Consider the following 13093-nt stretch of genomic DNA (forward strand, 5'->3'; position numbering starts at 1 on the left):
CGCTCTCGCGCACCCCGCCGCCGTCACGGACCCAGGAACGAGCGTCAGCCCTCGACGCCCAGCTTCTCCAGGATCAGCTCACGCACCCGCGCCGCGTCCGCCTGGCCGCGCGTGGCCTTCATGACCGCGCCGACCAGCGCACCCGCCGCCGCGACCTTGCCGCCGCGGATCTTGTCGGCGATGGCCGCGTTGGCCGCGATCGCCTCGTCCACGGCGGTGCCGAGCGCACCCTCGTCCGAGACGACCTTCAGGCCGCGCTTGGCGACGACCTCGTCCGGGCCGCCCTCGCCCGCGAGGACGCCTTCGATCGTCTGGCGGGCCAGCTTGTCGTTGAGCGAACCCTCCTTGACCAGCGCGCACACCCGGGCGACCTGCGTCGGGGTGATCGGCAGTGCCGCGAGCTCCACACCGTCCTCGTTGGCGCGACGGGCCAGCTCGCCCATCCACCACTTACGGGCCTGGTCGGCCGGGGCGCCCTCGTCGATGGTGGCGGTGATCAGGTCGATCGCGCCCGCGTTGAGCACCGACTGCATCTCGTGCCGGGACAGGCCCCACTCCTCGCGCAGCCGGTTGCGGTACACCCGCGGCAGCTCGGGAAGCCCACCGCGCAGCTCCTCCACCCAGGCACGGGACGGGGCGACCGGCACCAGGTCGGGCTCGGGGAAGTAGCGGTAGTCCTCCGCCTCCTCCTTGACCCGGCCGGAGGTCGTGGAGCCGTCCTCCTCGTGGAAGTGACGGGTCTCCTGGATGATCGTGCCACCGTCGCCCAGCACCGCGGCATGGCGCTGGACCTCGAAGCGCACCGCCCGCTCGACCGACCGCAGCGAGTTGACGTTCTTGGTCTCGGAGCGGGTGCCGAACTTCTCGACGCCGTGCGGGCGCAGCGACAGGTTCACATCGCAGCGCATCTGGCCCATTTCCATCCGCGCCTCGGAGACCCCGAGCGACTTGATGAGCTCGCGCAGCTCGGTCACATACGCCTTGGCGACCTCCGGGGCCTTCTCCCCGGCACCGACGATCGGCTTGGTGACGATCTCGATCAGCGGGATACCGGCCCGGTTGTAGTCGAGCAGGGAGTGCTGAGCGCCATGGATACGGCCGGTCGCGCCACCCACATGGGTGGACTTGCCGGTGTCCTCCTCCATATGGGCGCGCTCGATCTCGACGCGGAAGACCTCCCCGTCGACTTCGACGTCCAGATAGCCGTTGTAGGCGATCGGCTCGTCGTACTGCGACGTCTGGAAGTTCTTCGGCATGTCCGGATAGAAGTAGTTCTTCCGGGCGAAGCGGCACCATTCGGCGATCTCGCAGTTGAGCGCGAGCCCGATCTTGATGGCGGACTCGACGCCGGTCGCGTTGACCACCGGGAGCGAGCCGGGCAGGCCGAGGCAGGTGGGGCAGGTCTGCGTGTTGGGCTCGGCGCCCAGCGCCGTGGAGCACCCGCAGAACATCTTGGTCTTGGTGCCGAGCTCGACATGCACCTCGAGCCCCATCACGGGGTCGTAGGCGGCCAGGGCGTCCTCGTACGACACCAGTTCAGTGACGGTCACGGAAAAACTAACCTCTCAGTCCGCGAGGACGTCGTCGTCGCCCATGCGCTTGAGCTCGCGGACGAGCAGGGCGACGCCGGTGACGATGGCGGCGGCCGAGACCACCGCGTCGGCCAGCTGCAGCTTGTCGTTCTCGAAGCGGGCCTTCTTGACCTGCTTCGCCACGCTGACCGCGCCGAACAGCGAGCCCGCGATGGACAGGTAGGTGCCGGGCCTGGACTTCTTGAAGCCCTTGGCCTTCTTGATCGCACTCATAGTGACGGTGCCTCCTCGAGCAGCGGGTGGCCCCACTTGTCGGCGAGCGCGGCCTCGACCGCGGCGCCGACCTTGTAGAGCCTGTCGTCGGCCATGGCGGGGGCGATGATCTGCAGTCCGACCGGCAGACCGTCCTCCGGCGCCAGACCGCAGGGCAGTGACATGGCCGCGTTCCCCGCGAGGTTCGTGGGAATCGTGCAGAGGTCGGCCAGATACATCGCCATCGGGTCATCGGCGCGCTCGCCGATCGGGAAGGCGGTGGTCGGGGTGGTCGGCGAGATCAGCACGTCGACTCGCTCGAACGCCTTCTCGAAGTCACGCTTGATCAGCGTACGGACCTTCTGCGCGGAGCCGTAGTACGCGTCGTAGTAGCCGGAGCTGAGCGCATAGGTGCCGAGCATGATCCGGCGCTTGACCTCCGCGCCGAAGCCCTCCGCGCGGGTGAGCGCGGTGACCTCCTCCGCGGAGTGCGTGCCGTCGTCGCCCACCCGCAGGCCGTAGCGCATGGCGTCGAAGCGGGCCAGGTTGGACGAGCACTCGGACGGCGCGATCAGGTAGTACGCGGCCAGCGCCTTGTCGAAGGACGGGCAGGAGATCTCCTCGATCTCGGCGCCCAGCTCCCGCAGCAGCTCCACCGACTCGTTGAAGCGCTGCATGACGCCGGCCTGGTAGCCCTCGCCCGCGAACTCCTTGACGACGCCGATGCGCATGCCCCGCACGCTGCCACTGCGCGCGGCCTCGACGACGGCCGGGACCGGCTCGTCGATGGAGGTCGAGTCCATCGGGTCGTGCCCGGCGATGACCTCGTGCAGCAGCGCCGCGTCCAGCACGGTGCGGGCGCAGGGGCCGCCCTGGTCGAGCGAGGAGGAGAAGGCCACCATGCCGTAGCGGGAGACCCCGCCGTACGTCGGCTTGACCCCGACCGTGCCGGTGACGGCGGCCGGCTGGCGGATCGAGCCGCCGGTGTCCGTGCCGATGGCGAGCGGGGCCTGGAAGGAGGCCAGCGAGGCGGAGGAGCCGCCGCCGGAGCCGCCGGGGATGCGGGTGAGGTCCCAGGGGTTGCCGGTGGGGCCGAACGCGCTGTTCTCGGTCGAGGACCCCATGGCGAACTCGTCCATGTTGGTCTTGCCGAGGATGATCACGTCCGCGTCCCGCAGCCGCTGGGTCACCGTCGCGTCGTACGGCGGGATCCATCCTTCGAGGATCTTGGAACCGACCGTGGTCGGGATCCCCTTGGTGGTGAAGATGTCCTTGAGCGCGAGCGGAACACCGGCCAGCGGGCCCAGCTCCGCACCGCGCTCCCGCTTCTCGTCGACGGCGCGCGCCTGGGCGAGCGCCCCCTCACGGTCCACGTGCAGGAAGGCGTGCACCTTCTCGTCGACGGCCTCGATACGGGCCAGATGCGCCTCGGTCACCTCGACGGCGGTGACCTCGCCGGAGGCGATCCTGGCGGCGATCTCGGCCGCGGTGAGCCTGGTCAGGTCGGTCACGGTGGTCACTCCTCCCCCAGGATCTGCGGCACCTTGAAACGCTGCTGCTCCTGGGCCGGGGCGCAGGCCAGGGCCTGCTGCGGGGTCAGGGACGGACGGACCTCGTCCGCGCGCATGACGTTGGTCAGTGGCAGCGGGTGAGAGGTCGGCGGTACGTCTTGGTCGGCGACCTCGGAGACGCGGGCGACCGCGCCGATGATGTCGTCCAGCTGTCCGGCGAAGTGGTCGAGCTCTTCGGCCTTCAGCTCCAGACGCGCCAGCCGGGCGAGGTGGGCGACCTCCTCGCGCGTGATGCCAGGCATGCAGCGATCCTCAAAGTGAGTGTGGAGTGTTTCGGCCCCAATCCTATGGCTCTCCACACACGGCGCGCGAAAGGCTTTGGTGCACCCGCGTCATGGCTCCCTCCGCGAGGGGGCACCTCCCAGCGGTAGCTGGGGGAGGAACGGGTGGGCACAACGCACCCACCAGCCCGCGGCCGACGACGAAACGCCCGGGGGCAGCACCCTCATGTCACGGGCTGATCCGCGTCTTCCTCCGCGGGGGCGGACGCCTGGTCCGACGGCTCCGCCGTCTCGCGGTGCCAGCCGCCCTCGCCTCGCGCCCGCAGCCACGCCGTCGTCTCATCCGGCGGCATCGCGGCGGCCACCAGCCAGCCCTGCACCGCGTCGCAGCCCAGATCCCGCAGCCGCTCCCAGGTCTCGTCGTCCTCGACGCCCTCGGCCACCACGAGCAGGCCCAGCGAGTGGGCGAGGTCGACCGTACAGCGGACGATCTCGGCGTCCTCGTTGTCCACGGCCAGCCGGGCCACGAAGGAACGGTCGATCTTGAGCTCGCTCACCGGCAGCCGCCGCAGATGGACCAGCGAGGAATAGCCCGTCCCGAAGTCGTCGAGCGACATCTTCACGCCGTGGCCGGTGAGCCCGGCCAGGGTGTCGGCGGCCCGCTGCGGGTCCTCCAGCAGCACGTGCTCGGTTATCTCCAGCTGCAGGGCGCCCGCCGGGACGCCGTGCCGGGCCAGCCGCCCGGCGACCGCGCCCGCGAAGCCGGGGGTGTGGACATCGCGCGGCGAGACATTGACCGCGACCGGCACCTCGAGGCCGTCGGCGCGCCAGCGCGCGACCTGGCCCAGCGCCGTCTCCAGGACATACTCGGTCAGCCGGGGCATCAGCCCGGAGCTCTCGGCCATGGAGATGAACTCGTCCGGCGGCACCCTGCCCCGGTCCGGGTGGACCCAGCGCACCAGCGCCTCCAGGCCCGCCACATGCCCGTCGAAGCCGACCTTGGGCTGGTAGTGCAGCTCGACGTCGCCCGCGTCCAGGGCCCGCCGCAGATCGCCGAGCAGACCGAGCCGGTCGGGGGTGTTGCCGTCCCGCCGGGCCTCGTAGAGCTCGACTCCGCTGCGGTCCCGCTTGGCCTGGTACATCGCGACGTCGGCGCGGCGCAGCAGCCCCTCGGCGTCCAGTGCGTGGTCGGGGTAGACGGCGACCCCGGCACTGGCCTCCAGCACCAGGGTCAGTCCGTCCAGGTCGAGGGGGGAGCCGAGGTCGCCGACGAGGACGCGGGCGCTGCGCTGGGCGCTGGTGAGCGAGTCGGTGGTGGGCAGCAGCACCGCGAACTCGTCGCCGCCGAGCCGGGCCACCTCGGCCCCGCGGGGCAGGGCGAGCCGCAGCCGCTCGGCGATCTGCAGCAGCAGCCGGTCACCGGCCAGATGGCCCAGGGTGTCGTTGACCGAACGGAAGCGGTCGAGGTCCAGCAGCACCAGCGCGGTGCGGGTGCCGGCCCGCTCGGACTCGTCCAGCGCGGTCCAGGTGCGCTCCAGCAGCCACTGGCGGTTGGGCAGCCCGGTGAGCGGGTCGCGCAGCTGCTCCTCGGCGCGGACCCGGGCGATCCACAACGTGGAGTCCAGGGCGACCAGCGGCACCGCGAACAGCGGGAGCAGCAGCGGGGTGTCCCCGGCGACGACCACGATGAGGGGGGCGATGCCGAGGAGCGCGATGCCGACGAGGGTCTGCCGGAAGAGGGCGGTGCGGGCGACGGTGGGCAGTCCGGCGCCGGGCGGGGCGAGGGAGCACCACAGCAGGGCGCGGGTCACCGCGAGATAGACGAAGGCGGCCAGGGCCGTCTGAGGGATGGCGGAGACGTCCCAGGTGTCGGTGCGCCAGGGGTGTTCGACCGAGGGGGTGGTGCCGAAGGCTGCGAGGGTGAGAGCGGCCGCGCCGACCCCGAGGATGTCGACCGCGCCGTGCAGGGCGGCCTGCCGCCATCGGTGCCGGCGGGCGGCGCCGACCAGGACGACCACGGCGAGGCTGACCAGCACGGCCGGAATCCAGCCGTAGAGCAGCAGCGCGGCCAGGGTTAACGCGGCCCCGGAACCGGTGCCGCCCCACCAGCGGTCGCGCCCGAGGGCGACCAGATGGCCGACGATGATTCCGGTGAGCACGGCGAGCGACCAGCCCACGGTGCCGTCGGGAAAGAGCGCATTGCCCGCGTCGAGCACTCGGAATACCCCGATGCCGAGTGCGAAAGCCGCCATGGCGACCGCCGCGGCCGGCAGCGCGGGCAGCACGGCCCGGCGCAGCCGCGACGCCGGGGCGGCGCTTTCGGTCGGTTTCATACCCGTCCCTCTCACAGCCGGCGGTGCCAGCGCCACGGCGGGCGCACACCTCAACAGTAGGCGGCAGAAGGGGAAGACGGGCGGCGATCGGCGACGGTTCCCCGAATGCCGCCCGACGATCCATGACCTTCTGCTATGCGCTGTAAGGGTGATGCCCGCCGGCTGTACCCGGGAAGTGCTCCCAGTCGTAATCCGGCCAGCTTTGCACCCACCGGGCGGACAAGATGGCCGGACCACTGCGCCGGATGGGTGGAGCGGCTACTCCAACCTCCGCTCCACGGGCCATCCGTGCTACTCCGCCGACTCTTCCGGAGGCGTCATCGCGACCTCTCTCGCCGCGTCCGGTCCCTGTTCGAGCAGGACGCCAAATCCGTCCTCATCGAGCACGGGAACCTTCACCTGCATGGCTTTGTCGTACTTCGAGCCCGGATTGTCGCCGACTACCACGAAATCGGTCTTTTTCGAAACCGATCCGGTGACTTTGGCACCACGGCTCTGCAGCGCCTCTTTGGCCCCATCTCGGGTGTACGACTGGAGCGTTCCGGTGACGACGACGGTGAGGCTCTCCAGCGGACGAGGGCCTTCGTCCTCACCGCCCTCCTCCTCCAGCCGCACCCCGGCCCGCCGCCATTTCTCGAGGATCTCGCGGTGCCAGTCGACCGCGAACCACTCCTTGACCGAGGCGGCGATGGTCGGCCCCACCCCCTCCACGGCCGCCAGCTCCTCCTCGCCCGCCTCGGCGATCCGGTCCAGCGAGCGGAATTCACGGGCGAGTGCGGTGGCGGCGACGGGGCCGACATGACGGATCGAAAGACCGGTGATGATCCGGGCCAGCGGGCGCTCCTTGGCGGCCTCGATATTGGCCAGCATCGCCAGGGCGTTCTTCTTCGCCTCGCCCTTCTGGGTGGCGAAGAAGGTGACGACCTTCTCCTCGCCGGTCTCCGGATCGCGCTTGGGCAGCCCACTGTCCGGGTCCAGTACATACGACCGAATGGGCAGCAATTGTTCGATCTTCAGGTCGAACAGATCACCCTCGTCCTTCACCGGCGGATCGGTCGGTTCCAGCGGCTGAGTGAGGGCGGCCGCGGCGACATAGCCGAGGTTCTCGATGTCCAGGGATTTCCGCCCGGCGAGATAGAAAATCCGCTCGCGCAACTGCGCCGGGCAGGACCGGCTGTTGGGACACCGCAGATCGACATCGCCCTCTTTGGCGGGCTGCAGCGGCGTATCGCACTCGGGGCAGGTGGCCGGCATCACGAATTCCCGCTCGCTGCCGTCCCGCAGATCGACGACCGGGCCCAGGATTTCCGGAATGACATCGCCCGCTTTGCGCAGCACCACGGTGTCACCGATCAGCACACCTTTGGCCTTGACGACATCCTGGTTGTGCAGCGTCGCGAATTCGACCTCCGAGCCCGCGACCGTGATCGGCTCGACCACCGCATAAGGCGTCACCCGCCCCGTGCGCCCCACGCCCACCCGGATGTCGACCAGCTTGGTGTTGACCTCCTCGGGCGGGAATTTCCAGGCGATCGCCCAGCGCGGCGCCCGCGAGGTGGAGCCGAGCCGCCCCTGCAACGGGATCTCGTCCAGCTTGACGACCGCGCCGTCGATCTCGTGCTCCACCGAGTGCCGGTGCTCGCTGTCCCCGTAGTACGCGATGTACTCGCGCACGGCCTCGATCGTGTCCACCACTTTGAAGTGGGCGGCGGTGGGCAGCCCCCACTCGTGCAGCAGCTCGTACGCCTGTGACAGCCGGTCGATGTCGAAGCCGTCGCGCGCGCCGATGCCGTGCACCACCATGTCCAGCGGCCGGGACGCGGTGACCTTCGGGTCCTTCTGGCGCAGCGAACCGGCCGCCGCGTTCCGGGGGTTGGCGAACGGCGGCTTGCCCGCCTCCACCAGCCCGGCGTTCAGCTCCTCGAACCGCTCACGGGCCAGGAAGACCTCGCCGCGCACCTCCACCAGCGCCGGGATCCGGTCGCCCGTCAGCCGGTTGGGGATCTTGGCGATCGTCCGCACATTGGGGGTGATGTCCTCGCCGGTGCGGCCGTCGCCACGGGTCGCGGCGCGGGTCAGGCGCCCGTGCTCATAGGTGAGGTTGACCGCGAGGCCGTCCACCTTCAGCTCGCACAGGAAGTGGTACGCGCCGCTGCCCAGCTCCTTGGCGATGCGGTCCGCCCAGGTGGTCAGCTCCTCGTCGTCGAACGCGTTGTCCAGGCTGAGCATCCGCTCGCGGTGCTCGACCTCGGTGAACTCCGTTTCGTACGCCCCCGCGACCTTCTGGGTCGGCGAGTCGGGCGTACGGAGCTCGGGGGTCTCCTCCTCCAGCGCCTCCAGCTCGCGCATGAGCTTGTCGAACTCCGCGTCGCTGACGACGGGCGCGTCCTTCACGTAGTACCGGAAGCGGTGCTCCTCGATCTGCTCAGCGAGCCTGGCGTGCCTCTCCCGCACCTCGGCGGGGACCTTCGACTGCTGTTCGCCGGCCACCGTGTCGTCCTCCCGTTACTCAGGGTTGTCCGCGAGCGATCTCGCCGCCTGGACGCAGTGGGCCAGCGCGGCGCGGGCGTACCCGGGCGACGCGCCCGCGAGCCCGCACGACGGGGTGATCACCACGGATTCCGCGAGAGTCTCCGGTGACAGCCCCAGCCTGCGCCACAACGTCCTGACACCACTGACGCTACCGGCAGGGTCCGACAATGGGGCGTCGGTGCCGGGTACCGCGCCGATGAGCAGCGCCGTACCGCCTTCCACGGCCTCCCCGATCGCCTCCTCCTCACTCTCCGTGAGCAGCGACAGGGGAAAGGAGATCCCCTCGACGCCCGCGCGCCGCAGCAGCCCGAACGGCACGGCAGGCGCGCACGAGTGCACCACCACCGGCCCGCCGGCCGCCTCCACCAGAGTCCGCAGCGCGCCCTCGACCACGCCCCGGTCCACGGCGGCGTGGGTGCGGTAGCCGCTGGCGCTGCGGACGCTCCCGCGCAGCACCGAGGTCAGCGACGGCTCGTCGAGCTGCAGCACCACCTCGGCGCCCGGCACCCGGCGGCGCACCTCCGCCAGATGGGCGCGGCACCCTTCGGCGAGCGAGGCCGTCAGATCGCGGCAGGCGCCCGGATCGCTCAGCGCGACCTCACCGCCGCGCAGTTCGAGGGAGGCGGCCAGGGTCCAGGGGCCCACGGCCGACACCTTGAGCGCCCCCTGGTACCCCTGGGTGAACTCCTCCAGCGCGTCGAGGTCCTCGCCCATCCAGGCACGGGCCCGCCGGGTGTCCCGGCCCGGCCGGTCGCTGATCCGCCAGCCGCTCGGCTCCACATGCGCGTACAGCTCGACCAGCATCCCGGCGGTGCGCCCGATCATGTCCGCGCCGGGCCCCCGCGCGGGCAGCTCCGGAAGATACGGCAGGGCCTCCAGCGACCCGGTGACGGTCTTCACGGCCTCCCGCGCGTCGCCGCCCGGCATCGACCCGACGCCGCTCGCGGCCCCCGGGCCCCAGTGGTGCGTATTGGTGCTCTTCTCGCTCACCCGGGAAGCCTAAGCGCTCCGCTGGGAGTGCCCCGACGTGCCGTCGTTCGTCTGCGGCGCCGTCGTGGCTGGTCGCCGCAGTTCTTCGCGCCCCTCTGGCTCACCCGGGAAGCCTAAGCGCTCCGCTGGACGTGCCGAGGCGCCGTCGATCGACCGCGGCGCCGTCGTGGCTGGTCGCTCCCGCGAGGCAGAGCCGCACATCGACACAGCCCCGCGCCCCTTCAGAGCGCTCCGCACCGCAGCCGACTGCCGCCGATCCGCTGGGAGCGTATGCGGCCGGGCGGCGGGAGCGGGCAGCGGCAGGTGGCTGACTGCCCCCTCCCCCGCCGAGAGGGGCTCAGCCGCGCGGCCGCACCTGGAGGTCGGTGATCTCGGCGTCGCGCGGCAGATCGAGCGCGGTCAGGATGGTCGTCGCCACGGTCCCGGGCTCCATCCAGCGCTCCGCGTCGTACTCCTTGCCCTCCTGCTGGTGCACCTTCACCTGCATCGGAGTGGCCGTGCGCCCCGGGTAGACCGTGGTCACCCGGAGGCCGTTGCCGCTCTCCTCCCAGCGCAGCGCGTCGGCCAGCGCCTTGAGTCCGTGCTTGCTGGCGGCGTACGCGGCCCACTGGGCGTTGGCGCGCAGCCCGGCCCCGGAGTTGACGAAGATGACATGCCCCTGGGCCAGCCGGAGCTGCGGCAGCAGCAGGCGGGTCAGCTCGGCGGGCGCCACGAGGTTGGCGGCGAGCTGGCGGGTCCACGCCTTCGGGGTCAGCTCCCCGACCTCGCCCAGGTCGACCACCCCGGCGATGTGCAGCAGCGAGTCGAGCCGGTCGGGCAGCGTCTGGTGGCCCAGCGCCCAGGAGAGCCGGTCCGGGTCGCCCAGGTCGCCGACGACCGTCCGCACCCCCGGGAACCGCTCCGCCAGCTCGTTCGCCCGCCCGGCGTCCCGTGCGAGCAGCCACAGCTCCTCGCCGCGCTCGGCCAGCCGCTCGGTGACCGCCGCGCCGATGCCCGAGCCTGCTCCAGTGATCAGATGCGTTCCCATGCTCCCCAGCTTGCCTCACCGATGGACGTGCCCCGACGACCGTCCCGGCTTGGCGCGATCCCATGCCCGAAACCCGGGCGGACTTCCCGCCGAGCGCTCCGATCCTGTAACGGGTCCGGTAACGGAACAGGGCTCAGACGGACTCCAGATACGACATGGCCTCGGCCCCGCTCTCCGCGAAGAAGACGAGCTCACTGAGCGGAATCGGCAGGAACCGCTCCTCCTGCATCCGCTGGAACTGCTGCTTCAGTCCGTCGTAGAACCCCGCCGCGTTGAGCAGCACCACCGGCTTGATGTGCAGCCCGTGCTTCTTCAGCTCCAGGATCTCGGTCGCCTCATCCAGCGTCCCGGTGCCACCGACCATGACCACGACCGCGTCGGCGCGGGCGAGCAACTCCGCCTTGCGCTCGGCGAGGTCCTTGGCGATCACCATCTCGTCGGCGCTCTCCCGGGCCTGGGCGGCGAGGAACTCCACGGAGATCCCGACCAGCCGCCCCCCGTGCTCCTGCACCCCGTCCGCCATCACCTTCATCAGCCCGACATCGGACCCACCCCAGACCAGCGTGTGCCCGCCCTTGCCGATCAGCTCGGCGAATTCGCGGGCGGGGGCGGTGTAGCGGTCGTCGAGGTCGGCGGCGGAGCAGAAGACGCAGATATTCATGCCCGCCACTCTAAGAGCCGGGTCGGACACCCTCAGCCGCCGCGCGCGGAGCGCGCCGTGCGGCACCGTGCGGCGCCGTGGGTTCGGCCGCCGTCAGCCGGGTACGGGCGGCACGCCCGCGCCCGTGGCCGATCCACACGGCGTCGATCCGGTCGGCCGGAGTGGTCACCGAACCGTGGCCGTATGCGGAGAGACCGCAGGGCTCGCCATCCGCAGTCGCCCAAGGCGGGACGCGGGGAAGGCGGGTGGTCAGGGAGGCGGCGCGGCGACGGCGTTCTACGGGGTGTCCGGCGGAGCCGCATAGCGATGCTTTCCCCTTCCCGCCTCTTCCCGTTACCAGGGGCTCAGGGGCGAATGCCTGTCACGCGGCGGAGCCGCATACCGATGCTGAGGGAAGGGGCGGAGCCCCGGACCGGGGCCTGGGGCAGAGCCCCGATTTCGGGGCCTGGAGCGGAGCCCCAGTTACGGGGCCTGGGGCAGAGCCCCAGTTTCGGGAAGGGGCGGGAGGGGAGCAGCCCGCCGCAGGCGTCAAGACCCGTCGGACACCCGCTGGTGCGGGACAGCGCACTCGGGCCTCGTCATGGTGCGTGCTGGGCCAGGAGGAGCCGGGGCCGCCGAGGAAAAGCCGCCCTGTCGGCGTGCCCGGCCTTACCCCCTGCCCACCACGCCGATATGGGCGAGCACCGCCGCGACGCCATCCTCCGCGCCGATCGCGTCGGCGAGCTCGGCCGCCCGGCGCCGGAGGGCGGGTTCGGTCAGGCAGGTCGTGATCGCCGTGCCGAGGGACTCGGCGGTCAGCGCGTCGAGCGGCAGCGGCCGGGGGGCGACTCCGAGCCGGTGCAGCCGCGCCGCCCAGAACGGCTGGTCGGCCATGGCGGGCACCGGCACCGCGGGTACCCCAGCGCGCAGTCCGGCCGCGGTGGTGCCCGCTCCGGCGTGGTGGACGACGGCGGCCGTGCGGGGGAACAGCCAGTCGTGCGGGAGCTCGCCGACCGTAAGGACGTCATCGCCGGCCGCGGTCAGCCCGGCCCACCCCGCCTGCACCACCGCGCGCACTCCCGCCCGGGCCACCGCCGCCGTCACCAGCTCGCCCAGCCGCTCCCCCTCGCCCGGCGCCATGCTGCCGAACCCGATGAACACCGGCGGCGGACCGGCCTGCAGGAAGTCGACCAGCTCGGCCGGGGGCCGCCAGTCGAGCGGCCGGGCGGGCCACCAGTAGCCGGCCACCTCGACCTGGGGCGGCCAGTCGGCCGGGCGCGGTACGACCAGCGGGCTGAAGCCGTGGAAGACCGGCCGGATGTCCGCTCCCGTCGGCTGCGAGGTGGCGGTCGGCAGCCCGAGCCGGGTGCGCAGCCCCGCCACGGCCCCCGCCTGGAGCGCCTCGGCATCCGCCAACAGCCTCCGGCCCGCCGCCAGGTTGCCGTCCGGGCCCAGGTCGTCGCCGCCCGGCGCGCCGGCCAGCGCGAACTCCCGTGTGGCACAGGCCGGTACGAGATAGGTGCCGATGACGGGGACGTCGTACGCCTCGCCGGCCGCCCGGCTGAGCGCCGCCGGGCCGAACGCGGTGAGCACCAGTTCGGCCCCGTCCGCCGCCGCCACCACCCCGTCGGCGAGCCGGTCCAGGAACGCCGCCATCGCCGCCCGCGTCTCCTCCCACGACGCGGCCCGCGCCCTGGTGCGGATCAGCTCCCGCGGATCGCCCGGCAGCGGCCGGTGGTCCAGGCCGCATCCGCCGATGAGCCCGGCGAAGGGCGGATGGGCGGCCACGGCCACCTCGTGACCGGCCGCCAGCAGACGCCGCCCCAGGCCCGTGTACGGGGCGACGTCCCCTCGCGAACCGGCGGTCACGATCAGAATCCGCATGTGATGATCCTCCTCGGCGAGTGCGGCCCGGCGCATACTCGGACGACGGCGTTCGCGACGGACGCTAAGGGCTCCTGCGCGGGGGAGGTTCAAGCGGCGGTGACGGGCGGC

General features: G+C 71.8%; 10 protein-coding genes. All 10 read right to left on the reverse strand.

The genetic code is table 11. The annotated features are described in order from the left end of the window. Positions 1-44: 44 nt before the first annotated feature. Positions 45-1550, reverse strand: a complete 1506-nt coding sequence (gene gatB, locus ACFYOY_RS00970; protein WP_351880595.1) for an Asp-tRNA(Asn)/Glu-tRNA(Gln) amidotransferase subunit GatB — start codon at positions 1548-1550, stop codon at positions 45-47. Between the two features lie 15 nt (positions 1551-1565). Next, positions 1566-1805 (reverse strand): hypothetical protein, encoded by a 240-nt coding sequence (locus ACFYOY_RS00975; protein WP_014055101.1) that lies wholly within the window; start codon positions 1803-1805, stop codon positions 1566-1568. Further along, entirely contained in the window at positions 1802-3295 is a 1494-nt protein-coding gene (gene gatA / locus ACFYOY_RS00980; protein WP_351880592.1) for an Asp-tRNA(Asn)/Glu-tRNA(Gln) amidotransferase subunit GatA, read from the reverse strand. Before gatA ends, ACFYOY_RS00975 begins: the two co-directional genes overlap by 4 nt. A gap of 5 nt (positions 3296-3300) precedes the next feature. Next, positions 3301-3597, reverse strand: a complete 297-nt coding sequence (gene gatC, locus ACFYOY_RS00985; RefSeq protein ID WP_014055099.1) for an Asp-tRNA(Asn)/Glu-tRNA(Gln) amidotransferase subunit GatC — start codon at positions 3595-3597, stop codon at positions 3301-3303. A 203-nt stretch (positions 3598-3800) separates the two neighbouring features. Beyond that, positions 3801-5909 carry a putative bifunctional diguanylate cyclase/phosphodiesterase gene (locus tag ACFYOY_RS00990; RefSeq protein ID WP_388584004.1) on the reverse strand — a complete coding sequence of 703 codons (2109 nt, stop codon included), beginning with the start codon at positions 5907-5909 and terminating at the stop codon, positions 3801-3803. A 291-nt stretch (positions 5910-6200) separates the two neighbouring features. Then, a complete protein-coding gene (gene ligA, locus ACFYOY_RS00995; RefSeq protein ID WP_351880586.1) occupies positions 6201-8399 on the reverse strand; it encodes an NAD-dependent DNA ligase LigA in 2199 nt (732 codons plus the stop codon). A gap of 15 nt (positions 8400-8414) precedes the next feature. Beyond that, a complete protein-coding gene (locus ACFYOY_RS01000; protein ID WP_351880583.1) occupies positions 8415-9431 on the reverse strand; it encodes a methionine synthase in 1017 nt (338 codons plus the stop codon). Between the two features lie 337 nt (positions 9432-9768). Next, positions 9769-10458, reverse strand: a complete 690-nt coding sequence (locus ACFYOY_RS01005) for an SDR family oxidoreductase (RefSeq protein WP_351880580.1) — start codon at positions 10456-10458, stop codon at positions 9769-9771. Between the two features lie 133 nt (positions 10459-10591). Beyond that, the gene (locus ACFYOY_RS01010; RefSeq protein WP_351881019.1) at positions 10592-11119 is read right to left on the reverse strand and encodes a TIGR00730 family Rossman fold protein; all 528 of its coding nucleotides are present in this window, start codon (positions 11117-11119) and stop codon (positions 10592-10594) included. A 648-nt stretch (positions 11120-11767) separates the two neighbouring features. Continuing rightward, positions 11768-12982: a glycosyltransferase gene (locus tag ACFYOY_RS01015; RefSeq protein WP_388584008.1), complete on the reverse strand. Its 1215-nt coding sequence runs from the start codon at positions 12980-12982 to the stop codon at positions 11768-11770. Between the last annotated feature and the right edge of the window lie 111 nt (positions 12983-13093).

The organism is Streptomyces sp. NPDC007875 (genome assembly GCF_042868035.1).
GTDB lineage: Bacteria > Actinomycetota > Actinomycetes > Streptomycetales > Streptomycetaceae > Streptomyces > Streptomyces antimycoticus.